27 protein-coding genes are annotated in these 25,575 nt (G+C 70.9%); 16 read left to right on the top strand and 11 right to left on the bottom strand.

Annotated elements, in window-relative coordinates:
• Window positions 1-2: 2 nt before the first annotated feature.
• From ABZW11_RS30435 to ABZW11_RS30445, 3 genes are all read right to left on the bottom strand, one after another.
• Window positions 3-2,255, bottom strand: coding sequence for a hypothetical protein (locus ABZW11_RS30435; protein ID WP_355424356.1), 2,253 nt, complete (start codon window positions 2,253-2,255; stop codon window positions 3-5).
• A gap of 145 nt (window positions 2,256-2,400) precedes the next feature.
• Window positions 2,401-3,177, bottom strand: coding sequence for a methyltransferase domain-containing protein (locus tag ABZW11_RS30440; RefSeq protein WP_355424359.1), 777 nt, complete (start codon window positions 3,175-3,177; stop codon window positions 2,401-2,403).
• Window positions 3,178-3,279: 102 nt separating this feature from the next.
• A complete protein-coding gene (locus tag ABZW11_RS30445) occupies window positions 3,280-4,350 on the bottom strand; it encodes an ABC transporter substrate-binding protein (RefSeq protein WP_355424362.1) in 1,071 nt (356 codons plus the stop codon).
• A gap of 353 nt (window positions 4,351-4,703) precedes the next feature.
• Between ABZW11_RS30445 and fdxA the strand changes: the two genes are divergently transcribed.
• The 3 genes from fdxA to ABZW11_RS30460 all read left to right on the top strand — a co-directional run bounded on the left by fdxA (window position 4,704) and on the right by ABZW11_RS30460 (window position 6,943).
• A complete protein-coding gene (fdxA, locus tag ABZW11_RS30450; protein WP_106240826.1) occupies window positions 4,704-5,030 on the top strand; it encodes a ferredoxin in 327 nt (108 codons plus the stop codon).
• A gap of 91 nt (window positions 5,031-5,121) precedes the next feature.
• The gene (gene dapC, locus ABZW11_RS30455) at window positions 5,122-6,192 is read left to right on the top strand and encodes a succinyldiaminopimelate transaminase (RefSeq protein WP_355424366.1); all 1,071 of its coding nucleotides are present in this window, start codon (window positions 5,122-5,124) and stop codon (window positions 6,190-6,192) included.
• 94 nt (window positions 6,193-6,286) lie between these two features.
• Window positions 6,287-6,943: a DUF4178 domain-containing protein gene (locus tag ABZW11_RS30460; protein ID WP_355424369.1), complete on the top strand. Its 657-nt coding sequence runs from the start codon at window positions 6,287-6,289 to the stop codon at window positions 6,941-6,943.
• Between the two features lie 4 nt (window positions 6,944-6,947).
• Here ABZW11_RS30460 and ABZW11_RS30465 read toward each other — a convergent pair whose 3' ends face one another.
• Window positions 6,948-7,766 carry a hypothetical protein gene (locus ABZW11_RS30465; RefSeq protein WP_355424371.1) on the bottom strand — a complete coding sequence of 273 codons (819 nt, stop codon included), beginning with the start codon at window positions 7,764-7,766 and terminating at the stop codon, window positions 6,948-6,950.
• A gap of 37 nt (window positions 7,767-7,803) precedes the next feature.
• On the opposite strand from ABZW11_RS30465, the gene ABZW11_RS30470 reads away from it, so the two are divergent.
• The 6 genes from ABZW11_RS30470 to ABZW11_RS30495 all read left to right on the top strand — a co-directional run bounded on the left by ABZW11_RS30470 (window position 7,804) and on the right by ABZW11_RS30495 (window position 12,622).
• On the top strand, window positions 7,804-8,637 hold the full coding sequence (locus ABZW11_RS30470; RefSeq protein ID WP_355424373.1) for a 2,3,4,5-tetrahydropyridine-2,6-dicarboxylate N-succinyltransferase: 834 nt from the start codon (window positions 7,804-7,806) through the stop codon (window positions 8,635-8,637).
• The gene (gene dapE, locus ABZW11_RS30475) at window positions 8,637-9,692 is read left to right on the top strand and encodes a succinyl-diaminopimelate desuccinylase (RefSeq protein WP_355424375.1); all 1,056 of its coding nucleotides are present in this window, start codon (window positions 8,637-8,639) and stop codon (window positions 9,690-9,692) included. Before ABZW11_RS30470 ends, dapE begins: the two co-directional genes overlap by 1 nt.
• A 258-nt stretch (window positions 9,693-9,950) precedes the next feature.
• Window positions 9,951-10,748: a TIGR00730 family Rossman fold protein gene (locus ABZW11_RS30480; RefSeq protein ID WP_355424378.1), complete on the top strand. Its 798-nt coding sequence runs from the start codon at window positions 9,951-9,953 to the stop codon at window positions 10,746-10,748.
• Window positions 10,749-10,759: 11 nt separating this feature from the next.
• Window positions 10,760-11,344, top strand: a complete 585-nt coding sequence (locus ABZW11_RS30485; RefSeq protein WP_355424380.1) for a TIGR00730 family Rossman fold protein — start codon at window positions 10,760-10,762, stop codon at window positions 11,342-11,344.
• An 82-nt stretch (window positions 11,345-11,426) separates the two neighbouring features.
• Window positions 11,427-12,074 (top strand): hypothetical protein, encoded by a 648-nt coding sequence (locus ABZW11_RS30490; RefSeq protein WP_355424383.1) that lies wholly within the window; start codon window positions 11,427-11,429, stop codon window positions 12,072-12,074.
• Window positions 12,071-12,622 carry a DNA-3-methyladenine glycosylase I gene (locus tag ABZW11_RS30495; protein ID WP_355424386.1) on the top strand — a complete coding sequence of 184 codons (552 nt, stop codon included), beginning with the start codon at window positions 12,071-12,073 and terminating at the stop codon, window positions 12,620-12,622. The genes ABZW11_RS30490 and ABZW11_RS30495 overlap by 4 nt, the downstream gene beginning before the upstream one ends.
• A 126-nt stretch (window positions 12,623-12,748) precedes the next feature.
• On the opposite strand, the gene ABZW11_RS30500 is transcribed toward ABZW11_RS30495, so the two are convergent.
• Window positions 12,749-13,525: an enoyl-CoA hydratase-related protein gene (locus ABZW11_RS30500; RefSeq protein WP_355424389.1), complete on the bottom strand. Its 777-nt coding sequence runs from the start codon at window positions 13,523-13,525 to the stop codon at window positions 12,749-12,751.
• Window positions 13,522-14,319 (bottom strand): PaaX family transcriptional regulator C-terminal domain-containing protein, encoded by a 798-nt coding sequence (locus tag ABZW11_RS30505; protein ID WP_355424392.1) that lies wholly within the window; start codon window positions 14,317-14,319, stop codon window positions 13,522-13,524. The genes ABZW11_RS30500 and ABZW11_RS30505 overlap by 4 nt, the downstream gene beginning before the upstream one ends.
• Window positions 14,320-14,478: 159 nt before the next feature.
• Between ABZW11_RS30505 and ABZW11_RS30510 the strand changes: the two genes are divergently transcribed.
• Both ABZW11_RS30510 and ABZW11_RS30515 read left to right on the top strand, forming a co-directional pair.
• On the top strand, window positions 14,479-14,646 hold the full coding sequence (locus tag ABZW11_RS30510) for a DUF3117 domain-containing protein (protein ID WP_020545024.1): 168 nt from the start codon (window positions 14,479-14,481) through the stop codon (window positions 14,644-14,646).
• A 79-nt stretch (window positions 14,647-14,725) separates the two neighbouring features.
• Window positions 14,726-16,129 carry a leucyl aminopeptidase gene (locus ABZW11_RS30515; protein ID WP_355424395.1) on the top strand — a complete coding sequence of 468 codons (1,404 nt, stop codon included), beginning with the start codon at window positions 14,726-14,728 and terminating at the stop codon, window positions 16,127-16,129.
• A 36-nt stretch (window positions 16,130-16,165) separates the two neighbouring features.
• On the opposite strand, the gene ABZW11_RS30520 is transcribed toward ABZW11_RS30515, so the two are convergent.
• Window positions 16,166-16,804 carry an O-methyltransferase gene (locus ABZW11_RS30520; protein ID WP_355424398.1) on the bottom strand — a complete coding sequence of 213 codons (639 nt, stop codon included), beginning with the start codon at window positions 16,802-16,804 and terminating at the stop codon, window positions 16,166-16,168.
• Window positions 16,805-16,987: 183 nt separating this feature from the next.
• On the opposite strand from ABZW11_RS30520, the gene sigE reads away from it, so the two are divergent.
• From sigE to ABZW11_RS30540, 4 genes are all read left to right on the top strand, one after another.
• Complete coding sequence (sigE, locus tag ABZW11_RS30525; RefSeq protein WP_355424401.1) at window positions 16,988-17,620, top strand: RNA polymerase sigma factor SigE; 633 nt, start codon at window positions 16,988-16,990, stop codon at window positions 17,618-17,620.
• A gap of 1 nt (window position 17,621) precedes the next feature.
• The gene (locus ABZW11_RS30530; protein ID WP_355424404.1) at window positions 17,622-18,149 is read left to right on the top strand and encodes a zf-HC2 domain-containing protein; all 528 of its coding nucleotides are present in this window, start codon (window positions 17,622-17,624) and stop codon (window positions 18,147-18,149) included.
• 166 nt (window positions 18,150-18,315) lie between these two features.
• Window positions 18,316-20,187: a trypsin-like peptidase domain-containing protein gene (locus ABZW11_RS30535; protein WP_355424407.1), complete on the top strand. Its 1,872-nt coding sequence runs from the start codon at window positions 18,316-18,318 to the stop codon at window positions 20,185-20,187.
• Window positions 20,188-20,550: 363 nt separating this feature from the next.
• On the top strand, window positions 20,551-20,916 hold the full coding sequence (locus ABZW11_RS30540) for a sec-independent translocase (protein WP_355424410.1): 366 nt from the start codon (window positions 20,551-20,553) through the stop codon (window positions 20,914-20,916).
• Window positions 20,917-20,985: 69 nt separating this feature from the next.
• Here ABZW11_RS30540 and ABZW11_RS30545 read toward each other — a convergent pair whose 3' ends face one another.
• From ABZW11_RS30545 to ABZW11_RS30555, 3 genes are all read right to left on the bottom strand, one after another.
• Window positions 20,986-22,122, bottom strand: coding sequence for an Mrp/NBP35 family ATP-binding protein (locus tag ABZW11_RS30545; RefSeq protein WP_355424413.1), 1,137 nt, complete (start codon window positions 22,120-22,122; stop codon window positions 20,986-20,988).
• Window positions 22,123-22,276: 154 nt separating this feature from the next.
• Window positions 22,277-22,801 (bottom strand): DUF1003 domain-containing protein, encoded by a 525-nt coding sequence (locus ABZW11_RS30550; RefSeq protein ID WP_355424416.1) that lies wholly within the window; start codon window positions 22,799-22,801, stop codon window positions 22,277-22,279.
• Window positions 22,791-24,002, bottom strand: coding sequence for a CBS domain-containing protein (locus ABZW11_RS30555; protein ID WP_355424419.1), 1,212 nt, complete (start codon window positions 24,000-24,002; stop codon window positions 22,791-22,793). Before ABZW11_RS30555 ends, ABZW11_RS30550 begins: the two co-directional genes overlap by 11 nt.
• A 96-nt stretch (window positions 24,003-24,098) precedes the next feature.
• Here ABZW11_RS30555 and ABZW11_RS30560 point away from each other — a divergent pair, with 96 nt between their 5' ends.
• A complete protein-coding gene (locus tag ABZW11_RS30560; RefSeq protein WP_355424422.1) occupies window positions 24,099-25,046 on the top strand; it encodes an EamA family transporter in 948 nt (315 codons plus the stop codon).
• Between the two features lie 2 nt (window positions 25,047-25,048).
• Here ABZW11_RS30560 and ABZW11_RS30565 read toward each other — a convergent pair whose 3' ends face one another.
• Window positions 25,049-25,435, bottom strand: a complete 387-nt coding sequence (locus ABZW11_RS30565) for a hypothetical protein (RefSeq protein ID WP_355424425.1) — start codon at window positions 25,433-25,435, stop codon at window positions 25,049-25,051.
• Between the last annotated feature and the right edge of the window lie 140 nt (window positions 25,436-25,575).

Genomic DNA, 25,575 nt, shown 5'->3' on the forward strand with positions numbered 1-25,575 from the left:
GCTCAGTCCAGCAGTTCGAGCAGGTCGCGGTCCCCGCGCTCGCGGAGCCTGTCGAGCAGGTCGGGCAGAGCGACGGGGCCCGGCATGCCGATGCGGGTGGCGATCACCCTGGCAGCCTGCTCCTTGGTGCCTCCAGGGGCCGTGTACCCGACCAGCCGGAGTGCCTTGGTGATCTTCTCGGCTCCCTGGGCGGCCACCGGCAGATGCCTGGCCCGCAGCACGCCCTCGTCCGACAGCGTCAGGAACAGGTGCCCGCCCTCGCGGGCCCCCACGTCCACCAGCAGCCGCTCGATCGACTCCAGCACGGGCCGGCCGTGCCAGGTCATCGTCAGCTCGCCCGCCGCGCTCCTGACCGTCCTGCTCTCGCCCGGCGACAGCCCCAGGTAGGAGGCGAACCCGGTCGGCAGCGCGCACTCGCCCCCGGCCATCTGCTCGGCCGTCACGTCGATGCGGAGCCACCAGCGGCCGTCCGGCTGACGGAAGCAGCGCCGCGTCTGCGAGACGTCCTTGAGCGGCTGGTACGGCTTGTCCGCCTCACCGCCGTTCGCCTCGCTCGCCGGCTGGACCACCGGGGTGAACGCCTGGAACTGCGGCGGCCCGACCGGCGGCGCCGGCGTCATGTGCACCGGGCCGAACGCCGACTGCACCAGCTCCACCGGCGGCTGCGGGTACGGCTGCTGCTGGCGCGGCGCCTTCCGCCTCGGCAGCGGCTCCGCCGGAGGCTCCGGCACGGGCGGTGGCGGTGGCGGTGGCGCCAGCGTGGTCAGCACCACCTGCCACGCCGGGACCTCCAGCGCCTGGATCTCCACCTGGTGCCAGTCGGCCGCGCCGACCACCTGCTCCTTGGGGGCGTCCGGGCCCAGCGTCCTGACCAGCTCGTCCAGATGCGCCCGGTACGGGGCCGCCTCGTCGCTGGCCAGCCACCGGTCCAGCCGGGCGCGCAGCTCCATCTCCGTGGAGACGATCTCGGCAGGGGGGACGGCGAAGAGCTTGGCGAGCTGGTCCACCGCCGACGGCTCGTCGGTGAACACCCGGTTCTGGGCCACCGCCCAGCTCTTGTCGTCGAGACCGGCGAACGCGGCCTCGATGAGCTGCGGCAGCTCCTGCCCGCCGGACCGGACCTGCTGGTCCTCGTCGTCCTCGTCGTGCTCGTCCCCGTGCTCGTCCTCGGGGGTGAACTCGTAACCCGCATGTCCTGCGGCCGCAGCCTCGGACCCGGGCTCGACGTCGGAAGGAACCTCCGGCTCGCCGTCCGTCTCCCCGTGCTCGGGGAGCGGCTCCGCCTGGTGGGCCGCCTCAGCGTCGGCGGCCTCGGGGGCCGGCTCGGGGGCGGGCTCGGGGGCGGGCTCGGGGGCGGGCTCGGGGGCGGGCAAGGCGTCGAGCGCGGGCTCCTCCTCGGCGCCCGCCTCGGCCGCGTGCGCCGCCTCGACGTCGGGAGCCTCGTCGCCGACGTGCACCGCCTCGGCGTCAGATGCCTCGCCGTCGAACGCCTCGCCGTCGGAGACCTCAGCGTCGGAGACCTCAGCGTGGGGGACCTCAGCGTGGGGGACCTCAGCGTCGGAGACCTCAGCGTGGGGGATCTCGGCGTCGGGGGCCGCCTCCTCGGCGGGGCTGTCCGCGCGAGCCTCCTCCAGCGCCTCCTCCAGCGCCTCCGCCTCTTCGGCGGCCGGCTCGGGGGCGGGCTCGTCGGCGGCGTCCAGCACCGGCTCAGACTCGGGCTCGGAGGCCGCGTCGATGACCGGCTCGTCGTCGGCGTCCAGGACCCGCTCGGCGCCCTCAGCGGCCTCAGGAGCGGGGGACTCGACGTCCGGCACGGGGAGCGGCGCCACGGCCGGTACGGACGCCGCAGCCGCGGGCTCACCGGCCTCGTCGGCGACGGGCCTGGCGGGCGCGAGGCGTACCAGGGCGGCGGAGAACAGCGTGTTGAGCACCGGCCGCGCCTGGATGAACGGCTGGTCGACCAGCTCGCGGCTGGTCAGCGCGAGCAGCCCCGCCCACGAGCCGGCCCGGTCGAGCGCGATGGCGACGGCGGGTTCGTCGGCCTCCTCGGGGTCCAGCACGTGCAGCGCGGGCAGGACGTCACCGATGGCCGCAGCGGGCCAGTGCTCCAGGGCGATCTCCGTCAGCAGCTCGCTCAGCGACTCGGGGCCGATCGCCGTGAGGACGCGCGGCATGGGCAGGCTGCGCCACCACGCGTCCGGCAGATCCGGCTGCCCGGTGAGTAGCGTGATCGTCGACGCGTCGCTCCACCTCAACGGTGGTACGAGGTCGCTCAGGCAGAAGTTCATCCCGTTCCGTTCACCAGCCCCTCACGCCGCCGCAGCGGTGCAGCCATCATCTCGCCGCCCACGGAACAGACCATAGTCCGGCAAAACAGCCCTACGCATCATGCTCTACGCATCAACGCCGAACAGCGGCAAAGCGTAGACGCACGTAGTCGGCCATCCAGCCAGTCTCCCTGCGGAGTGCGGGGGCCGCCAGTTCGTTCACGCGCCGGAGCAGGGGCTCCACGATGGTGGGGGGAAGCCCTTCGAGCACCGACGCGGCGAATGTGCGGACCCAGTCGGCGGCGCCGCCGGGGCACTCGTCGAGGGGTGTGGGCCGGTCGAAGTATTCCAGCAGCCTGACGACGAACCCCTCTTGTTCGAGGCGGTGCGCGTACTCGGCAGGCGTGGGAAAGTACCACGGCAGCTCGGGTTCGCGCAGGCCGTATTCGCGCCAGGCGGTCAGCATCGCGGTGGTCAGCTCGGCGCAGTTGCCCGCGCCGCCCATCTCCGCGACGAAACGTCCGCCAGGCGTGAGCGCCTCGCGGACGTTGGCGATGACGGCGCGGGGGTCGCGGTTCATCCAGTGCAGCGCGGCGTTGGAGAAGACCGCGTCGTACTTGTCCACGACGGTGAAGTCGTGCCCGTCGCCGATGATGAAGTTGATGCCCGGATACTGCGCCAGCGCCTTCTCGATCATCGCGGGGGAGCCGTCGATGCCGAGCACGTCGGCGCCCCTGAAGGCGATCTGGGCGGTCAGCACCCCGGTGCCGCAGCCCAGGTCGAGCACGCGCTCGCCGGGCCGCGGATCGAGCAGGTCGACCAGTGGCGCGCCCTGCGTGGAGACGTAGCCGAAGCTGCTGTCGTAGGCGCGACTGTTCCACCGCTCCAAGCTCGGTGTGTCGTATCGCATGACGATCAGCTCACATTCGATCAGACATCGGGCCCCCGTGGCCGTGCTGTCCGTTCACTTTAGAGCCTGATCGTCCCTACGACATATCAAGTCACATGGGACTCATCCCACACTCTTCGCCCATTCCCGCTTGAGATACGCCTTCGCCGCATCTGCCTGCGGAATCGTCATGAGCACCGGCGGACCGGGCGCCTTCGGCAGTTTCTGGGCCTGCTCGGTGTCGAGCGTGCCCTTCATCAGCATCGCCTCGCCGCGCGCCGGGCGGGCGTAGCCCTTCTGGAGCAGGTTCTGGCCCTCGTCGGAGAACAGGAACTCCTGCCACAGCCGGGCCGCGGCCGGGTGCGGCGCCGCCTTGTTGACGGCCTGCACGTGGTAGCCGCCGAGCGCGGCGCCCTTGGGGATGGTCACCTTCCACGCGTCGGCCTGCTCGGCGCTGCGCGCGGCATTGAGGTGGTCCCAGGCGACGACCACGTTGGCCTTGGACATGTCGGTCAGCCGGCCGGCCTGCTTGAGCTTGGCGAACAGCTCAACGCCCTGCTCGGGCCGCGGCGCGCCCGAGCTCATGGACGCGGCCATCACCCCGCCGAACGCCGCCGACGAGCGCAGCGGGTCGCCGTCGAGCGCGACGCGGTAGCCGGGCTTGAGCAGGTCGGCGAAGGAGGCGGGCGGCTTGACCGCGCGCGGGTCGTAGCCGATCGACATGTAACCGCCGTAGGCGGCGTACCAGGCGCCGGACGGGTCCTTGACGTGGTCGGGCAGGTCCTGCCACCCCTGCACCTTGTACGGCGCGAACTTCGCGGCCCCGTAGACCGCCATGTCCATGGTCAGGTCGAAGACGTCGGGCTTGAGCTGGGTGGCGACGTCGAGCTCGCGCTTGCTGCTGGCGGCGGGCTCGAGCTCGTTGATCTTGATGTCGTACTTGTCGGCGAAGGTGTCGATGATCTCGCCGAAGTTCACCCATTCGCGGGGCAGGGCGATGACGTTGAGCTCGCCCTCCTGCTGGGCGGCCTCGACGAGCCGCTCCATGGTGCCGAAGCCCGATTTGAGCGAGCTGGCCTTGGCGTTGACGGGCGGCAGGTCCTCGGCCTCGGTGGTGGCGGTGTCGGTGGACGACGCGCCGCATCCGGCGCTGGCGAGGATGGCTGCTGCGGCGGCGCAGGTACGTACGGTCACAGCTTGAATACTTGCCGTTACATCCTCCCAGGTCGAGGAGGCGCGGCCGGTACCACCTTCGCGGCCACCAGCGTCTCCTCGGGGATCTCCACCTCCGTGCCATCCCTTTTGCGGATCTTGAGAATTCCGTCCGCCCACGACACGAGGATGCCCACCGTGTCCCGAAACCCGCCAGGCACGCGCCTTCGGGTAGTGATCCGGGCGCCTATATCCTGACTTGTGATGGCGATGACGAGGCGTGCGGCCACGAGTTTGCCACCCTCCGTTTCGGCCAGCGAGCAAGCACGGCAATACTAGGGCGTAGCAAACCGCGGTCAGAGTCATGCCATGGTGCGGAGAAGAAGGAGCTCGAGGTGACCTACGTCATCGCGCAGCCTTGCGTGGACGTCCTGGACAAGGCGTGCATCGAGGAGTGCCCCGTCGATTGCATCTACGAGGGCGAGCGCATGCTTTACATCCACCCCGACGAGTGCGTGGACTGCGGCGCGTGCGAGCCAGTGTGCCCCGTCGAGGCGATTTTCTATGAGGACGACCTTCCCGAGCAGTGGAAGGACTTCTACAAGGCGAACGTGGACTTCTTCGAGGACCTGGGCTCGCCCGGTGGCGCCTCGAAGGTGGGCAAGATCGAAAAGGACCACCCGGTGGTGGCCGCCCTGCCGCCGCAGGGCGAGGATCACTGACGATCGTCCGCCCGACGTGCACGGGCGCATCCCACGGGATGCGCCCCGTACGCGCGCGCTCCAGCGACAGCCCGCAACACCCTGGAGAACCGTGAACAACCTGCCTGACTTCCCCTGGGACCGGCTGGAGCCCTACAAGGAGCGCGCGCTGGCACACCCCGACGGCATCGTCGACCTGTCGGTCGGCACGCCCGTCGATCCCGTGCCGCAGCTCGTCCAGGACGCGCTCACCGCGGCCGCCGACAGTCCCGGCTATCCGCTCACCCACGGCACCAAGGCGCTGCGCGAGGCCGCGGCCGGGTGGCTGGCGCGCCGCCACGGCGTCACCGTCGACCAGCGCGCCGTGCTGCCGCTGATCGGCTCCAAGGAGTTCGTCGCCTGGCTGCCCACCTACCTGGGCGCGCGCAAGGTGGTCTTCCCCGAGCTGGCCTACCCCACCTACGGCGTGGGCGCCAGGCTCGCGGGAGCCGCGGGCACCGCCTCCGACAGCACGCTCGCGCTCGGCCCCGAGCAGGTCGACCTCATCTGGGTCAACTCGCCTGGAAACCCCACGGGCCGGGTGCTGCCCGCCGAGCACCTGCGCAAGGTCGTCGCCTGGGCTCGCGAGCGCGGCGCGATCGTGGCCTCCGACGAGTGCTACATCGAGCTGGGCTGGGAGGAGCGGCCGGTCTCGATCCTGCACCCCGACGTCTGCGGCGGCTCCCACGAGGGGCTGCTCGCCGTCCACTCGCTCTCCAAGCGCTCCAACCTGGCCGGCTACCGCGCCGGGTTCGTGACCGGCGACCCCGCCCTGGTCAAGCGACTGCTGGAGATCCGCAAGCACGCCGGCATGCTGATGCCTCAGCCCGTACAGGCCGCGATGACGGTCGCGCTGGGCGACGATCAGCACGCCGACCTGCAGCGCGAGCGCTACGCCGGGCGCCGGGCGCTGCTGCGGCCCGCGCTGGAGAAGGCCGGCTGGAGCATCGACCACTCGACGGCCGGGCTGTACTTCTGGGCCACCAACGGCCAGAGCGCCTGGGATCAGGTCGGCAAGCTTTCCGAAATCGGGATTTTGGTCGCTCCCGGCGAATTCTACGGATCGGCAGGTGGGCGGCACATCCGCGTGGCGCTCACGGCGACCGATGAGCGGATCGGTGCGGCGGTGCGCCGCCTCCAGTAGGATCACCCGGCAAAGCCCCGGCGGAGCCGGGTTCGCGCGCATAAATGGATAAGGGCTTATGCCGAGGCAGACCGCGAGTGGAGCGAGCTGATCGATGAGCGTGACCTCCATGGTCGTTCTCGGGCTGAGCATCGCCACCGTCCTGCTGCTGCTGGGTGCCTTCTGGACCACCCTGCGGCAAGACAGGAAGGGCCGCTCCAGCGCCGCACCGGCCGAGGTCGCCTCCGTCGAGGCCCCGCTGGCGGCGCCGGTCAGCGCCCCTGGCCGTGCCGGCACCGACTACACCGACCCTCGCACGATCCAGGTCGGCGACCGGATCGAGGTGCACGGGTCACCCGCGCGCGTGCTCGGCGCCATGCACGTCTCCTGGCAGGGCCAGCAGTGGGTGGAGTTCCTGCTGCGCGACGGTTCGCGGCGGCTGCAGTGGCTCTCGGTCGAGGTGCGTCCTGGCGACCCGCCCCATCTTGAGGTGCAGCTCTGGAACGATGTGCCGACCCAGGGCATGGTCCCCGCCAAGAGCATGCTGATCATGGAGGGTGTGGAGTTCTTCCCCATCGAGCGGGGCACGGCCGCGTTCAGGAGCGAGGGCGACACCGGCAACCCCGACAGGGGGCTGCTCGACTTCGCCGACTACCGCGCCTCCGACGGCCGGCTGCTGTCCTTCGAGCGCATCCAGGGCCGCTCGTGGACCGCCGCCTACGCCCAGCCGCTGCCGCCCGGCTCGATCTCGATCGTCCGCCGCGCCTCCTGACCGCTCACGCCAGCTCCACGCGGCGGGCGCCCGCCTCGCCGCCCTGCTGCCAGCCGTCGGCCTCGATGTCGTTGAGCCAGGTGGCGCCGTTGTAGCCGACCTTGGTGAGCGCGTACTTCTCGGCGTGCGCCACCGACCAGGCCGCCATCAGCCAGCCGCGCCGCTTCGTGGTGATCGCGGTGCTGCCGAGCGCCTTGGCGAGCTGCTTGCGCGCGGCGTCGGTGCGGGGCTTCGGCGCCGGCGTCTTCTTCGCCGGATACCAGCAGTGCACGGCCTGCGGCACCCGGCCGGTGAAGGCGGCGGCGAGGATCTTCGCGTCGCCCTCGTGCGGCGCGTACGCGTAGCCGCCCGCCGACCGCTGCACCGCCTGCGCCGCGTCGGCCAGCGGGATCTTCCGGTAGTTCTTCACCTTGACCAGCTCGGCGAAGAACTTGTTCGTGGCGTAGACCGGGTCCATCAGCTGCCTCTTCGTGCCCCAGCCCATCGAGGGGCGCTGCTGGAACACGCCCAGCGAGTCGCGGTCGCCGTAGGTGAGGTTGAGCAGCTTCGACTCCTGCAGCGCGGTCGCGTACGCGATGACCACCGCCCGCTCGGGCAGCTTGCGCCGCGCCGCCACGGCCGCGATCGTCGCGGAGATCTGCGCCTGCTCGGGATCGAGGGTCAGCACCCCCTCAGGCGTCTTGACCACGCAGAACGGATCCTCCTCCACCGCCAGCCGCGGCGTGCGCTTCAGCAGGTGGTAGAGGCCGAATGACACGCCGACGGCCAGCACGACGACGATGATCGCGATGGTGATGACGGCACGGGAGAAGCGCGGGCGCACGCTGAGAAACCTACCCGGCCGGATAAGCTCCCAGGCCATGAGCAACGTGCGTACGTCGTCACCGCTGCCCGCCGTGGTGGACGAGCTGTGGGAGCGCAGGGCGGAGCTGACCCCCGCCGACGCCGAGGCCCGGCACCTCGTGGTGAGCGCGGTCGACCTGCTCGACAAGGGCGAGGCCAGGGTCGCGCGGGTGATGGACGACGAGGTCGTGGTGGACGAGCGGGCCAAACGCGCGATCCTGCTCAGCTTCAAGGTGCTCGGCATGACGCGCTCGCAGGTGGGCGACTTTCATCACCACGACCGGCATCCGCTCAAGAGCTCGCTGGAGGGCGTGCGGGTGGTGCCGGGCGCGATCGCCCGATGGGGCTCCTACCTCGCGCCGGGCGTGGTGCTGATGCCGTCGTTCACGAACATCGGCGCGTACGTCGACGCCGGCACCATGGTCGACACGTGGGCCACGGTCGGCTCGTGCGCCCAGATCGGCAGGAACGTCCACCTGTCGGGCGGCGTCGGCATCGGCGGCGTGCTGGAGCCGCCGAACGCGGTGCCTGTGGTCATCGAGGACGGCGCGCTCATCGGCAGCCGGGCGATGATCGTCGAGGGCGCGAGGGTCGGCGAGGGCGCGGTCGTCGGCGCGGGAACGATCCTTTCCGCGTCGATCCCGGTCATCGACGTCGAGACCGGCGAGGAGCTGGCCCGCGGCGCGATCCCGCCGTGGTGCGTGGCGGTGAGCGGCACCCGGCAGAAGGAGTTCCCCGGCGGCACGTTCGGCCTGCCGTGCGTGCTGGTGCTCAAGCGCCTCGAGCCGGGGAGCAGGCACGACAAGGCGGCGCTCAACGAGGTGCTGCGCGAACACGGAGTGAACACCTGATGCTTGACCTGACCCAGGACGTACGCGACCTGACCGCCGCGATCGTGGACGTCGAGTCCGTCAGCGGCGGCGAGAAGGCGCTGGCCGACGAGGTCGAGCGGGCACTGGCCGCGCTGCCGCACCTCAAGGTGACCCGGTCGGGCGAGACGGTCGTGGCACGCACCGAGCAGGGCCGCTCCGAGCGGGTGCTGATCGCGGGCCACCTCGACACCGTCCCCGTCGCCGGCAACCTGCCCAGCAGGGTGGAGGGCGACCTGCTCTACGGCTGCGGCACCACCGACATGAAGGCGGGCGTGGCCGTCGCGCTCAAGCTGGCCGCCGCCCTGCCCGCGCCCGGCCGCGACGTCACCTACGTCTTCTACGACTGCGAGGAGGTCGAGGCCGAGCGCAACGGCCTGACCAGGGTCGCGCGCGAGCACCCCGACTGGCTGGCGGCCGACTTCGCGGTGCTGATGGAGCCCACCGACGGCGTCATCGAGGGCGGCTGCCAGGGCACGCTGCGCGCCGACGTCACGGTGACGGGCAAGCGGGCGCACAGCGCGCGCTCGTGGTTCGGGGTCAACGCCATCCACGGCATCGAGCCGGTGCTGGCCAGGCTCAACGCGTACGAGCCGCGCCGGCCGGTGGTCGACGGGCTCGAATACCACGAGGGGCTCAACGCGGTGGGCGTGCGCGGCGGCGTGGCCGGCAACGTCATCCCCGACCTGTGCGTGGTGAGCGTCAACTACCGCTTCGCGCCCGACCTGTCGATCGAGGAGGCGGAGCAGCACGTACGCGAGGTCTTCGACGGTTTCGCGGTGAGCCTGACGGACGCGGCGCCGGCGGCCCGTCCCGGGCTCACGCACCCGGTGGCGGCGGCCTTCACGGCGGCGGTCGGCGGCACCCCGCGCGCCAAGCTGGGCTGGACCGACGTGGCCCGCTTCTCCGCGCTCGGCGTCCCGGCCGTCAACTACGGCCCTGGGGACCCGAACCTGGCACACCAGCAGGGCGAGTACGTGTCGCTGCAGAAGATCGTCGAGAGCGAGCGGGCGATGCTCGACTGGCTGTCCGCCTAGAAGGGGCCCACACATGAAAGTGGCCTTCCTCGCCGGCCATTTGGCGGGGAAGACCACTTTCAGTCCCGAGCAGCACCCTCGCCGATTAGACGCGGGGGAGCCGAAATCTGGTTCCCTGCTTCTTCCAAGTTTTTTCAGAACGGTTTCTCACCCCCGCCACCTGCGGTTACGCCTGCGGCATGCACGCTGGAGACCTCCAGGGGGCGGTGACGCGGTTCCTGGAACCGGCCACGTGCGAGAAGGACTAGCGTGATCCGCATGGAAAAGATCCGTCGAGAACGCCGACAGGGCCAGGCTTTCGTCCGCGGCAGCCTCGTCCCCAGTTCCACCCACGACCAGCGGCTGCTGGCCCGTCAGGGGCCGTCCGACTGGGTGCACATGGACCCGTGGCGGGTCCTGCGCATCCAGGCGGAGTTCGTGGAGGGCTTCGGCCAGCTCGCCGAGCTGCCCCCGGCCGTCACGGTCTTCGGCTCGGCCCGCACCGCCCCCGACTCGCCCGAATACGCGCTGGGCCGCACACTCGGCCGCAAGCTGGCCGAGGCCGGCTACGCGGTGATCACCGGCGGCGGGCCCGGCGTCATGGAGTCGGCCAACCGGGGCGCGAGCGAGGTCGACGGCGCGGTGTCCGTGGGGCTCGGCATCGAGCTGCCCTTCGAGCAGCGCATGAACGACTACGTCGATCTCGGCATCGAGTTCCGCTACTTCTTCGTCCGCAAGACGATGTTCGTCAAATACTCCTGCGGCTTCATCACGCTGCCCGGCGGCTTCGGCACGCTCGACGAGCTGTTCGAGGCGCTGACGCTGGTGCAGACCCACAAGGTCACCTCCTTCCCCGTGGTGCTGCTCGGCAGCGAGTTCTGGGGCGGGCTGGTCGACTGGATCAAGGGCACGCTGCTGGGCACCGGCAAGATCGCCGCCCAGGACCTCGACCTGATCACCGTCACCGACGACCCCGACGAGGCCGTCCGCATCATCGTCGAGTCCGACCGGGCCCGCTCCCGGCAGCGCCAGGAGGAGATCAAGGCGGCATCGGTTCAGACGGCGGAGCCGCAATAAGATCTCGCAGCGTGAACATCTGCGTCTATTGCGCCTCCAGCCTGACCATCGACGCCAAATACATCGACCTGGCCGCCCAGGTGGGCACCGAGCTGGCCCGGCGGGGTCACACGCTGGTGAGCGGCGGCGGGTCGGTGTCCTGCATGGGCGCCGTCACCTCGGCCGCCCGCGCCGCGGGCGGCCGGACGATCGGGGTGATTCCGCAGGTCCTGGTCGACATGGAGGTGGCCGACGAGGAGTCGGACGAGCTGGTGGTGACCGGCGGCATGCGCGAGCGCAAGGGCGTCATGGACGACCGCTCCGACGCGTTCCTGGTGCTGCCCGGCGGCATCGGCACGCTGGAGGAGCTGTTCGAGATCTGGAGCGCGCGGGTGCTCGGCATCCACGACCGCCCGCTCGTGCTGCTCGACCCCTTCGGCCTGTACGACCCGCTGAAGACGCTCGTCGAGCGCATGTACGACGAGGGCTTCACGCGTCCCGACGTCTTCGACGCCATCTCCTGGACCTCGACGGTCGAGGAGGCGTTCGCCCACCTGGAGGCCCGTACGCAACCGGTCAGGCCGAGCGTCGCCGAGCTGGGCGAGGCGTCCGGCTGACCGGCGTTCCCGCCGCCCGGAGACGCACCGGTCGCGGCATGTGCGGGACCTCGTGCCCCGATGCTATGAGTACGATGCCAATGTGCTGGTCATACTCGCCATCGCCGCCATCGCGATCCTGGTCTGCGTGGTCCTGGTCTCCCTGGGCAAGGGCGGTGAGCTGACCGAGTTCCCGCCCGATGTGCCGCCGCTCGACCTGCCTGACGCGGGGCAGCTCTCGGCGGTCGACTTCATGGCGCTCCACCTGCCGGTCAACCTGGTCGGCTATCACACGCAGAGCGTCGATGAGACGCTGCGCCGCGCCGCGACGGCGATCAGCGCGCGTGACACCCGCATCGCCGTGCTGGAGCAGCGGGTCTCCGAGCTGCTGTCCAACCGGCTGTACGCGCGGCAGGAGGTCTACGCCGCGCCCGGTTCCGGGCCGCGTACCGAGCACGAGCCCGAGGCTCCCGCCGAGTCCCGCGAGCTGTCGGAGTCGGGCGACCCGGTGACCTCCAGCGGCGCCTCGGTGTCATGGGACGGCGAGGCCGGCATGACCGGCCCGCCCGAGGACCCGGAGTGGCGGCTGCCCGAGGCTGAGAAGGAGCCTGAGGACAGGGCCGACGAAGACAAGGCCGACGAAGACAAGGCCGAAGAAGCAGAGAAGGCCGGCGAGAAGGACGCCGAGGAGCAGGAAGACTCCTCCGTGCGGGCCTCGCTCAACGGCCAGGAGGATGAGCAGCGCAAGTGACAGAGCCGATCCGCTGCACCTGGGCCGGCATGTCCGACCCGATGTACCTCGCCTACCACGACAAGGAGTGGGGCCGCCCGCTCAAGGGCGACGACGCGGTCTTCGAGCGGGTCTCGCTCGAGGCGTTCCAGTCGGGGTTGTCGTGGCTGACGATCCTGCGCAAGCGGGAGAACTTCCGGGCCGCCTTCGACGGCTTCTCCATCGCGAAGGTGGCGGCGTACACAGAGGAGGACGTCGAGCGGCTGCTCGGCGACGCCGGCATCATCCGCAACCGCGCCAAGATCGAGGCGGCCGTCGCCAACGCCAGGGCCGCGCTCGACCTGCCCGGTGGCCTGTCGGAGCTGGTGTGGCGGCACGCCGACCCCGACGCGCCGGCGCCGCGCACGATGGCCGACGTGCCGGCCGTCACGCCGGGCTCGAAGGCGCTGGCCAAGGAGCTCAAGAAACACGGCTTCACGTTCGTCGGCCCGACCACCGCCTACGCGCTCATGCAGGCGATCGGGCTGGTCAACGATCATCTCGAGGACTGCATCGCGCGTACGTGGTGAGCTCCGCCGCGTGACCGCGCCCAGCCCGCCGTCCCAGGTCCGTGATCGCCCAGGGAGAGCCGTGCGGCGGCGCCAGGGTCTCCGACACCGCGATGAGCAGTGAGAGGCCGTAGGAGCCCGTGTAGGTCACTCCGCGTTGAACGTCGGCTGTTCCTTGGCGAGGAAGGCGCGGGTGGCGTTGAGGTGGTCCTGGGTGGCGACGCACTGGTCCTGGAGGTCGGCCTCCATGGCGAGCGAGTCGGCCAGCGCGTGGGTGGCGGCGTAGGCCAGCGCCCGCTTGGTGGCGCCGTAGGCCAGCGTGGGGCCCTGCGCGAGGCGTACGGCCAATTCCGTGGCGGTCTTCATGACGTCCTCCGCCGGCACCACGCGGGTCACCAGGCCCAGCTCCAGGGCGCGGGCCGCGTCGAGCGGCTCGCCCAGCAGCATCAGCTCGGCGGCGCGCCCCTGACCCACCAGGCGCTGCAACGTCCACGACGCGCCCGAGTCGGGTGCGAGCCCGATCCCCGCGAACGCCAGTGCGAACTTCGCCCGCTCCGACGCCACCCGCAGGTCACAGGCGAACGCCAGCGACGCGCCCGCGCCCGCCGCCACCCCGTTCACGGCGGCCACCACCGGCTTGGGCATCGTGCTGATCAGCTCGACGATCGGGTTGTAGTGCGCCCGCACGGTGTTGGCCAGCCCGCGCCCCGCCTCCAGGTTGTCGGCGTGCTCGCGCAGGTCCTGGCCCGCGCAGAAGGCCCGGCCCGACCCGGTCAGCAGCACCGCGCGCACCCCGCGGTCGTGCGCGGCCTTGCGCAGCGCGTCGTGCAGCGCCTGCTTGGTCTCGGCGGTCAGCGAGTTCATCGCCTCGGGCCGGTCGAGCGTGATGGTGGCGACGGCGTCGGCCACGTCATAGCGGATCACAGCAACTCCCTGTCGACGAACGCGGCGGCTGCGGGCAGCAGCCTGGCGGCCTCCTGCTCGAAGAAGGCCCGCGCCTTCTCACCCGACCAGCCCGCGGGCAGCAGCTCGGACGGCAGGCCAGGATCGCGGAACAGGAAGTTGCGCCACCCGTGCACCAGCCGGCTCCGCGTCGCGAACACCCGGTCGGGCGGCGCCCCCTCCGGCAGGGTGCTGATCAGCGTGACAGCCTCGGCCAGCCAGTGCTCGTACGCCTCGCCGATGGCGTCCAGATCCCATGCCCTGGCCACCAGCTCGCGCGGGTCGCCCTCCAGCGCCGCGTCGAACCTGTCGGCCCGCACCCCTTCGCCCTCCAGCAGGTTGTCCAGCTCGATCGAGGAGCGCGGGCCGATCCACGTCGTCTCCGACAGCGAGGCGTAGCCGAGGAACGTCAGGTCCGCCTTCAGCCGCTCCCTGCGCTGCCGTTCCTTGACCGGTTCGAAGACGATCAGGTGCCAGCGGCCGTGCCAGGTCAGCGTTCCGGCTCGGTAAATTCTCAGCGCCGCCTCGTCCAGCCGCCTGACGCACTTCGGCGTCAGCCCGTAGCCCGCGCCCTGCGGCAGCCGCACCGGCTGGAGCCAGCCCTGGCGCACCATTCTCGAAACCGCCGTTCGTACGGCGGGAGCGGCTATTTCCAGGGGTTTCATGAGGCGCACGAGAGCGGCGACGGACGCCTGTCCGCCGCGTGAACGCAGGTGGTCACCATAGAGGTCGAACAGAGCGGCGCGAGCGTGCACGAAGTCCAGTTTGGACGTCATCGCCTGCCTCGACAACGCATTCTGGGAGGAGATCGTTACCCATGAGCGCTCTCGATGCGGGAGAATAGGACATCACAGAAGACGTGAATGCGCCGACCACCCCTTCGGGAGGTCGGAAATCGCGGGCCGCGGGAGCCCAAGGCAGGAAGGGATGCACGCATGGCGGCGATGAAGCCGCGGACCGGCGATGGTCCGCTCGAGGTCACCAAGGAAGGGCGCGGCATTGTCATGCGGGTCCCCCTGGAGGGTGGCGGCCGGCTCGTCGTGGAGATCTCCGCCGACGAGGCCAAGGCGCTCGGCGAGGCGTTGAAGAACGTCGTCGGCTGAGCGCTCCCCGGAGATGACTTTGTTCCACGACCCTGGCGTACCCACGACGCCAGGGTCGCTGACGTTTGAGGAGTAGTCCGTGCCCATTGAGACCACTACGTCGGTGGTCACCGAGGTTCCCGACGACGCCGAGTTGCTGGCCGTCCCCTATGACTCCGACCTCAGCCCCTCGGTCGAGCTGCCGCTGCCGGCCGCCGGCCTGCTCGCCCACTACGACGCCAAGGGCGAGGCGGGCGAGATCGTCGAGGTGCCGGTGGCTCGGTCCGGCGGAGTGGGCCGGGTCCTGCTGTACGGCGTGGGCGACGGCTCGCCGCGCGCCCTGCGCACCGCCGCCGCCGCGCTGACCAGGAAGGCCAAGGGCAGGGACACGCTGACCGTGGTGCCGCCCGCGGGTGATCTGACGCCGTTCGCCGAGGCGGCGCTGCTGGCGGCGTACACGTTCAGGATCGGAAAGGCCGGCAAGAAGCCGGTCGGCACGCTGGTGTTCGCCGGGGCCGACGAGGGCCAGGTGCGGCGCGCCGAGACCGTCGCGCGGGCCGTGGCCTTCGCCCGCGACCTCGCCAACACGCCGTCCTCGGTGAAGAACCCCGCCTGGCTCGCCGAGCAGGCCGAGGAGAGCGGCGTGCCGGTCGAGGTCTGGGACGAGGAGCGGCTGAAGGCCGACGGGTTCGGCGGCATCCTCGCCGTCGGGCAGGGCTCGGCCAGCCCGCCCCGGCTCATCAAGCTCACCTACACCCCCGACGAGCCGGTCGAGCGGCACGTCGTGCTGGTGGGCAAGGGCATCACGTTCGACTCGGGCGGGCTGTCGCTCAAGCCGACCGACAACATGAAGACCCAGAAGACCGACATGGCGGGCGGCGCGGTCGTCATCGCCGTGCTCAAGGCGCTGGCCGAGCTCAAGGCCCCCGTACGCGTCACGGGTCTGGTCGCCGCCGCCGAGAACATGCCGTCCGGCACCGCTCAGCGGCCCAGCGACGTGATCAAGCACTACGGCGGCCGTACGGTCGAGGTGCTCAACACCGACGCAGAAGGCCGGCTCGTGCTGGCCGACGCGCTCGCCTACGCCGACGCCGTGCTCGACCCCGACGAGGTGATCGACATCGCCACGCTCACCGGGGCCATCACGGTCGCGCTCGGCCGCCACTACGGCGCCGTCTACTCCTCCGACGACACGCTGGCCGAGCGCCTCGTCTCCGCGGGCCAGGCGGCCGACGACAAGCTGTGGCGGATGCCGCTGGTCGAGGACTACACGCCCGCGCTCAGGTCGCCGATCGCCGACCTCGCCAACGTCGAGTCGGGCTCCACCTACGGCGGCGGGTCGATCACGGCGGCGCTGTTCCTGCGGGAGTTCGCGGGCAAGCGGCCGTGGGCGCACCTCGACGTCGCCGGCGTCGGGCGCAGCACGGTCGACGAGGGCACGCTCACCAAGGGCGCCACGGGCTTCGGCGTCCGCCTCCTGGTGGAGTGGCTCACCAAGGGCTGACCGCTTCGCCCACCGGCCCCGCGCGGGGCCGGTGGGTCAGCCGGAGATCTTCACCGCGGCCAGCAGGCCGTCGCCGAGCGGCATGAGCACCGAGCGCAGCCGCTCGTCCGACTGCACCAGCTTGCCGACCTCGCGCAGCGCCACCGTGTCGGTGTCGCGCTGCGTCGGGTCGGCCACGCGGTTGTGCCACAACATGTTGTCGAACGCCACGATGCCGCCCACGCGCAACAGCCGGACCGCCTCGGCGAGATAGTCGGCGTATTCCTGCTTGGCGCCGTCGGCGAACACCATGTCATAGCCGCCGTCCGACAAGCGCGGCAGCACGTCGAGCGCGCGGCCCGAGATGAGCCGCACCCTGCTGCCGGAGAACCCGGCCTCCGTGAACGCCTGCCGGGCCAGCCGCTGATGCTCGGGCTCCACGTCGACGCTCGTCAAAGTGCCGTCCGTACGCATGCCGCGCAGCAGCCACAATCCCGACACGCCGCAACCCGTGCCGATCTCGACCACCGACTTGGCGTTGACGACGGTCGCGAGAAAGCACAGGGCGGCGCCGCCGCCGGGAAGGATGGGTGTGGCACCCATCTCCAGCCCGCGCTGCCGCGCCGCGTGCAGGATCTCATCCTCATGATGGAACTGCTCCGCATAGGCCAGAGTGGCCTCCACCGGAGTGGTCATCGGCCTCCTCCCCCCACTTTCGTGCGATTGGTCGCGAGGTATACGCGTGATTGGCACCGATCGCAGCCTAGGGGAGACACGCCGGGACGGGAACTCAGGAGGGTCCCGAGGCGTTGCAGGTTTAAACGGGCTTTGCCGGTCCGGAAGGCAGGCAGTGCGCACGAAGGGACGAAACCAGGCACTATGGCGGTAGCGGTGGTCCCAGAGAGAGGAGTTCTGGTGGACGAGAGCGACCACCAGACCGATGCTCCGGTGTCGTCCGACTGGACGCCTCCCAGCTGGGAGGAAGTGGTGCGGACTCACTCCGCACGCGTGTATCGGCTGGCGTACCGGCTGACCGGCAATGTCCATGATGCCGAAGACCTCACACAGGAGGTCTTCGTCAGGGTCTTCAGGTCGCTGTCGAGTTACACCCCCGGCACGTTCGAGGGGTGGCTGCACCGGATCACGACCAACCTGTTCCTCGACATGGCGCGGCGCAAGCAGCGCATCAGGTTCGAGGGGCTGGCCGACGACGCCGCCGAGCGGCTGCGCGGTCGTGAGCCGTCCCCGGCGCAGGCGTTCGACGACGCCCACCTGGAGCCCGACATCCAAGCCGCCCTCGACGCGCTCGCCCCCGAGTTCCGGGCCGCGATCGTGCTGTGTGACATCGAGGGCCTGTCCTACGAGGAGATCGCGGCCACGCTCGGCGTCAAGCTGGGTACGGTCCGAAGCCGTATTCACCGTGGCCGGGCGCAGTTGCGGGAGGCTCTCGACCATCGAGCCCCCCGTAATTCTCAACTCCCCCCGACCGTGATCCGTGGGGAGGAAATCTGACATGGCTCATCTGGGAGAACGCGCATCCGCGCTCGTCGACGGAGAGCTCAGCCACACCGAGCGCGAGCGTGCGCTGGCTCATCTGACTTTCTGTGCTGACTGTCGTCGTGAGGTCGAGTCGGTGCGGGCGCTCAAGTCACGCCTGCGCTCGCTCGAGACGCCGGCGATGCCGGCCGACCTGACGATGTCCCTGCTCCGCATGGCGGAGCCGGGCGGGCCGTTGCCGCCGAGGGAGCGCCCTTTCCCCACGCGTACGTTCGGGGGAGTGCCCATTCCAGGGCCGCACACCATCGCGCCGCTCGACAACCGGCCGCGCCGCGACGCCGGTGGCGGGGCTTCGGGGCCTGGCCGTGGCAGTAGGCGGCGCAACACCTATGTCGCGGTCGGCGTGGTCTCAGCGGCCGTGGCGCTCGGCACCTTCTTCGCCGTGAGCGGAGTGGGGCAGAACAACCCGGCTCCGCCTGTTGAACTGTTCCAGCAGCAGGCCCGTACTACGCCTACGAACGCCCCCGCCACCGCCACACCCTGACCTCGGCAATGCCGGGGGCAATCGGTTGGCGTAGTCGGCGGCGGAGCGGGCATACGATCTGGGTTCGGGAATTGTCACAGGCAAGTCCTGACAAAAGCTTTAGATCACTCGTATGCCGCAAGAGCCCGGATTTGCGGTGGCCGAGCCAAGGAGTGGTGAGACTTAGATGACCGACGAGACGCGGTCCGCAGAAGGACGCACACCGTCGGACTCCCCCGAGCCACAGGGGCGGCCTGACTTCCTGCCCGCGGACGACCGGTCCGAGCAGCGGTCGGAGCCGCCCGCATCCTTCGGCTCGTCGTGGGGCGACCCGTCGGGCCGCCCCGGGGGCTCCGGCTCGCCGCCGTACGGCCCGGCGGGGCCGCAGGGCGCGGGGCCCCAGCACGGCGCGCCGTCATTCGGCCCTCCGGACCGTTCCCCCGAGGGCCCTGCCTACGGCCGCCCTGACGCCGACTCCCGCTCCTACGACGGCCCCGTCTACGGGCGGCCCGACGCGGAAACCCGCTCCCACGAAGGCCCGTCCTTCGGCCCACCCAACTCCTCCGGCCCTTCCAGCGGCCCGTCCTTCGGGCCGCCCGACTCCTCCGGCCCCTCCTTCGGGCCGCCCGGTTCCGGTGGGCCGTCCTCCGGGCCGTCCTTCGGGCCGCCCAGCGGGGACACGCGGGCCTATGACAGCCCGTTCTTCGGCTCGCCCGACGGGGGTGCCCGCTCTTACGAGGGGCCGCCGTTCGGGTCGTCCGGCGAAGGTCCGGGTTACGGGAGGCCGCGCGGCGGTGCGTACGGCGACTCCTACGGCGACTCCTATGGCGGGCCGCCCCAGCCGCCGCCCCCGCGTCAGGCCATGGGCATGGGTCCCGGCTGGGCCCCGCCACCGCCCGGCGGCAAGGACGGAAGCGCCGCGGGCCGCGGGCCGCGCACGGGGTTCCTGATCGCCATGGCCCTGGTCATCGCGCTGGTGGCGTCCCTGCTCGGCAGCGTCGGCACCTACCTGCTCACCCGGCCGAGCAGCAGCGCCAACGACCCCTCCTACAGCCTCGGCCCGCTGCCCACCGGCGCCACCAACCGCGCGCCCGACTCCGTCGCGGGGGTGGCCGCCCGGGTGCTGCCCAGCGTGGTCTCGCTGGAGGTCGGCAACGGCAGCAACACCGAGGGCGCCTCGGGCTCCGGTTTCCTCATCAAGAACGGCTACGTGGTCACCAACAACCACGTCGTCTCGCTGGCCGCGCAGGGCGGCGAGATCCGGATCATGTTCAACAACCGCAAGACCACCACGGCCCGGATCGTCGGCCGCGACCCCGGCTCCGACCTGGCGGTGGTCAAGCCTGAGGAGACGTTCGGGACGCCGGAGATCACGCTCGGCAACTCCGACCAGGTCGTCGTCGGCGATCCCGTCATCGCCATCGGTTCGCCGCTCGGCCTGACCGGCACGGTCACGACCGGCATCGTCAGCTCGCTCAACCGGCCGGTCATCGCCGGTGACGACACCGGCACCAGCAGCGAGGAGCCGGCGTACATCAGCGCCATCCAGACCGACGCCGCCATCAACCCGGGCAACTCCGGCGGTCCGCTGGTGAACGGCAAGGGCGAGGTCGTCGGGGTCAACTCCGCGATCGCCACCCTGGGCCGGTCGATGACCAGCCAGAGCGGCAGCATCGGGCTGGGCTTCGCGATCCCGGTCAACCAGACGCGGCGGGTGGCGGAAGAGCTGATCACCACCGGCAAGGCCAAGCGGCCGAAGATCGGCATCGTCCTGGAGAAGGACTTCAGGGGCCAGGGCGTCAAGATCGCCACCGAACCGGCGGCCGGCCAGCAGCCGGTCACGCCGGGCGGCCCCGCCGACAAGGCCGGTCTGAAGGCCGGCGACGTGATCCTGGAGATCGACGGCCTCACCCTCCAGGACGGCAACGAGCTCATCGCCCTGATCCGCAGCAAGGAGCCGGGCTCCAAGATCAAGGTCAAGTACCAGCGCGACGGCCAGGACCGTACCGCGACCCTGACCGTCGTGGCGGACGACGAACCGGCCCCCACACCCTCCTGACAGCGCGCTGGTCGAGCAAGGGCGTCGGGCGGAAGACAACCCGGCCGACGCCCTCAGCACCCCGGCCCCGCCCGCCCATCCCGCTTGTTGCGGATAGGAAGGGTTCTCAGGGGTGGGAAGCGGCGCTCTCCGGGCTGGGGAGGGCGTCGGCCTCACCGTCCCGTCCGGCCGCGCCCCCCGCGTCCTTGCCCACATTGGCCGGCGGCGATCTCGGCGCGTGGGTGTTCGTGCTGGGTGGGGTGATCTTTCCGCGGGCTGGGGGATTTGTGGCCGGGGGGGCGACTCGGGCACGGCTGGGAGCCCTTAGTCTGTGGATAGGCCGGGGTTGTCCTCGGAGAGGTTGGACTGCGGTAGGAGCTCACGGTGTTCGGACTCGGGTGGATGGAGGTCGGAGCGCTGATCGTGATCGCGCTGCTCGTCTTCGGTCCCGAAAAACTGCCGCAGGCCGCCGCGCAGGCGGGCAAGACCCTGCGCAACCTGCGCCGGATGGCCAACAACGCGCGCGACGACCTGCGCGCCGGTCTGGGCCCGGAGTTCCAGAACTTCGACCCGGCCGACCTCAACCCGCGCAACTTCGTCCGCAAGCATCTCCTCGACGACCTCGAGGACGACTGGAACAACCAGGGCAAGCCGAAGGAGCTGGAGCCGACGCCGGCCACGTACACGCCGGAGCCGGTCGATGAGCTGGGCTTCGGCGAGATCCCCCCGTACGACTCGGAAGCGACCTGAAAGACCCCCACAGACGCGCATCGGGCCCGCCCAGAGCAACCTGGGAGCGGGCCCGACGAAGGTGAGGGGTCAGCGGCGCGGGGCGAGACCCAGCTGCATGCCCTTGAGGCTGGAGGAGCGCTTGCTCAACCCGCCGGCGATCGTGCGCAGCTCGGCCGCGGCGGGCGAGTCGGGGTCGGTGAGCACGAGCGGCTTGCCCTCGTCGCCGCCCTCGCGCAGCCGCATGTCGATGGGCACCTGACCGAGCAGCGGCACGCGCGCGCCGAGCGTGCGGGTGAGCGCGTCGGCGACGGTCTGGCCGCCGCCCTCGCCGAAGACGGCGATGCGCTCGTCGCAGTGGGGGCAGGGCAGCCACGCCATGTTCTCGATGACGCCGGCGATCTGCTGGTGGGTCTGCGCCGCGATGGAGCCGGCCCGCTCGGCGACCTCGGCGGCGGCCATCTGGGGCGTGGTGACGACGAGGATCTCGGCCCCCGGCAGCCGCTGGGCGACCGAGATGGCGATGTCGCCGGTGCCGGGCGGCAGGTCGAGCAGGAGGACGTCGAGGTCGCCCCAGTAGACGTCGGCGAGGAACTGGTGCAGCGCCCGGTCGAGCATGGGGCCGCGCCAGACTACCGGCGTGTTGCCCGGCGGCTTGAACATGCCGACCGAGATGACCTTGATGTCGTGGGCCACCGGCGGCATGATCATGTCTTCGACCTTGGTGGGCCGCTCGGCGGCGCCCAGCATGCGGGGGATGCTGTGGCCGTAGATGTCGGCGTCGACGATGCCGACCTTGAGCCCGTTGGAGGCCATGGCGGCGGCGAGGTTGACCGTGACCGAGGACTTGCCGACCCCGCCCTTTCCGCTGGCCACCGCGAAGACGCGGGTGAGCGAGCCCGGCTGGTTGAACGGGATCTCCTTCTCGGGCCCGCGGTCGCCTCTGAGCTTGGTCTGCAGGGTCTTGCGCTGCTCGGCGCTCATCACGTCGAGCTCGATCCGCACGCCGGTCACGCCTTCGACCTTGGCGACGGCGTTGGTGACGTCGCGGCTGATGGTGTCCTTCATCGGGCAGCCGGCCACGGTGAGGTAGACGCCTACGCGCACCGAGCCGTCGGGAGCGATCTCGATGTTCTTGACCATGTCGAGGTCCGTGATCGGGCGACGGATCTCGGGGTCGATGACGGTGGACAGCGCGGCCGTCACGAGTTCCTGGGTTGGTGCCATCGAAGTCTCGGCACGAGGGAGTGCCGTCCCTCCTTAGTCGGTCTATGTGTGACAGGCGCTGGGACGCCGGTGAGGATGCCCCTCCATGGTATGAACCAGCGGCCTCGCCGGGTTAATCCGCACTGTTAGATGTCTGTGCAACAGCGTCTCAAGGTTACTCCGCGTGCCCCGTGCGCGACGAACGGCCGTCCTGCGGGGCCCCGGGACTCGCGGCGATGGTGTCCTTCAGCTCGTCGAGCAGCCGTCCCATCTCGGCGCGCAGGTAGTCGCGGGTGGCCACGTCGTTGATGGCGAGGCGCAGCCCGGCGATCTCGCGCGTCAGGTATTCGATCTCGGCCTGGTTGCGGTCGGCGGTCTCGCGGTCCTGCTCGTACTGGATGCGGTCGCGGTCGTCCTGGCGGTTCTGGGCGAGCAGGATGAGCGGCGCGGCGTAGCTCGCCTGCAGCGAGAGCATCAGCGTGAGGAAGATGAACGGGTACGGGTCGAACTTCAGGTGCGGCGGCGCGAACACGTTCCACAGCACCCAGACCGACACGAACACCGTCATGTAGACGATGAACCGGGCGGTGCCGAGGAACCGGGCGATGCGCTCGGACAGCCGCCCGAACGCCTCGGGGTCGTAGTGGGGCCGCAGCGTACGGCGCAGCGCTCGCGGCTGGTCGAGCCGGTCAGTCGTCATCCTCGTCGTCCCTCTCCCGCCAGTCCTCGGGCAGCATGTGGTCGAGCACGTCGTCCACGGTCACGGCCCCGACCAGGCGGCCCAGCTCGTCCACGACGGGCGCCGCGACGAGGTTGTAGTTGGCCAGGTAATAGGTGACCTCGCGCAGCGTGAACTCCGGCTTGATCGGGTCGATCGAGGGATCGAGCACGCCGCCGAGCAGCGTGGACGGCGGCTCGCGCAGCAGCCGCTGGAAGTGCGCGACCCCCAGGTACGTGCCCGTCGGCGTCTCGGTCGGCGGCCTGGCGACGTAGACCTGGGCGGCCACGGCGGGCGTGAGGTCCTGCTGCCTGATGTGGGCGAGCGCCTCCGCGACGGTGGAGGTGGGCGGCAGGATGACGGGCTCGCTGGTCATCACGCCGCCCGCGCTGGTCTCCGGGTACGTCAGCAGCCGCCGCACCGGCGCCGCCTCCTCGGGCTCCATCAGCGCGAGGAGCTGGGCCGCCTGCTGGTCGGGCAGGTCGTGCAGCAGGTCGGCGGCGTCGTCGGGCCCCATCTCCTCCAGCACGACGGCGGCCCGCTCGGGCTCAAGGATGCTGAGGATGCCGATCTGGTCGTCGGGCGGCAGCTCCTCCAGCACGTCGGCGAGGCGCGTGTCGTTGAGCGCGCGGGCGATCTCCAGCCGGCGCTTGCTGGGCAGGTCGTGCAGGGCACTGGCCATGTCGGCGGCGCGCAGCGACTCGAACGCGGCGATCAGCCCGGCCGCGCCCTGATCCTTCTGCAGCGTGTCGAACCCGGACACCTCCTGCCAGCCGACGATGCGCGGGTCGCGCCGCCTGCGCTTGTAGACGGCGACCTTGGTGATCTCCCAGACGGACGGCTTGATCTCCTCCATGGCGACGTCGTAGACGATCATGGGCTGGCCTTCGACGGTCACGGTGAGGTCGAGCATCTCGCCGATGACCAGCGTCTCGGTGGCGCGCTGCTCGAACCTGCGCATGTTGAGCCGCCCGGTGAAGACGACGGACCCGGCCTCGATGCGCACCACGCGGGTGACGGGCAGGAAGACGCGGCGGCGCGGCTGCACCTCCACGACGAACCCGTGGACGGTGGGCCGGCGGCCGATGCGCAGCCCGACCACGACGTCCCTGACGCGGCCGATCTGGTCGCCCGCCGGGTCGAAGACCGGGGTCCCCGGCAGGCGGGCCACGAAGATCTTCACGTGGCCAGGCTAACAGCGGGGTTCCATTGCGCCGGGGACGCGGTACGTGTCAGTATCAAACCTGCTAAACGGTGATTACGCTGCAGGTGGTGTGCGATGAGGTATGCGGGACTGGCGCTCGCGTTCGTGAGCTCGTGCTGTTTCGCGTTCTCCGGGCCGATGGCGAAATACCTCATCGCGGCCGGACTGGCGCCGATCGAGGCGGTGTGGACGCGCATGGCGGGCGCCGGGCTGCTGCTGGTGGCCGTGCTGGCCCTGGTGCGGCCCCGCGCGCTGCGGATCCCGCGCTCGATGCTGCCCTTCGTGGGCCTGTACGCGGTCATGGCCGTTGCCGGCGTCCAGGCGCTCTACTTCGTGGCGATCACCCGGCTGCCGGTGGGGATCGCGCTGCTGCTGGAGTTCATGGCGCCGGTGATGGTGGTGGCGTGGGTGCGGGTCATCCGCAAGGTACGCCTGGCCAGGGCCGCGTACGTGGGCGCCGTCGTCGCGGTCGTGGGGCTCGGCATCGTCGTCGAGGCGTGGCAGGGGCTGCGCCTGGACGCGCTGGGCCTGCTGCTCGGCCTCCTGGCCGGGGCGTGCTGCGCCGGATATTTCCTGATGAACGATAGCTTCAGCGATGAGATCGACCCCCTGGGCCTCATCGCGTGGGGCATGACGGGGGCGGCCGTGGTGCTGGTGCCGTTCGCCCGGCCGTGGGACATCCCCTGGAGCGCCTTCACGGCCACCGCATCACCCGAGGGCGGGTTCGCGCTGCCGGTGCTGGGGGCGTACCTGTGGATGGTGGTCGTCGCCACCGTGGTCGCGTACATCCTGGGGGTGAACGCCGTGCGGCGGCTGTCGGCCGCGGTCGGCGCGACCGTGGCGTCGCTGGAGGTGATCTTCGGCGCCGTCGTGGCGTGGGTGCTGGTGGGGGAGACGCTCGGCGCGTTCCAGATCGTGGGCGGGCTCATCGTGATCGGCGGCGCGCTGCTCGCCCAGACCGCCACCGCGGCCGCCCAGCCGGAGCTTGGGCCGGAGCCCGAGCCGGTGCCGGTGACCCCGTGAGGTCAGAGCCGCGGGGTCAGGCGCCAGACGGTGGACTCGCGGGCCCAGCGCTCGGCCAGGTGCTCGGTGTCACGGGCGTTGAGCCGCTCTTTGGCGAGCACCGCCACCGCGTCGGCCGCCGCGGCCTGATCGACCGCCTCGACCGTCGCCTCGAACTCCGCGAGGCGCGCCCCGTTGTCCTTGCTGCGCAGCGTCACCTGCACCCGGTCGAGCGACTCCAGACCGGGAAGTTGCTGCTCGGCGCCGCCTGAGACGAGGTAGACGGCGCCGTCGTGCCAGGCGTGCCAGGCCAGGCGCGGACGGTCGAGGGCGAGCCAGAGGATGCCCGACTTCTTCGCGCCCTCCTCGACGGCCGCGGCCGGCACGGTGCTCACAGGCTGCTCGCTCACAAGCACGACTGTAACCGCAGAAAGCAGGCCACGAGTAGGTTGAGCGCATGTTGCGTCCTGGAAGCTGGTCCAGGCCTGCGGGTGAAAGTCCCGTCCGGGTAAGCATCGGAGCGCCCGGTAGCAGGCCCCGGCTCGTCATG

The organism is Nonomuraea sp. NPDC004580, assembly GCF_040609855.1.
Taxonomy (GTDB): Bacteria; Actinomycetota; Actinomycetes; order Streptosporangiales; family Streptosporangiaceae; genus Nonomuraea; species Nonomuraea salmonea.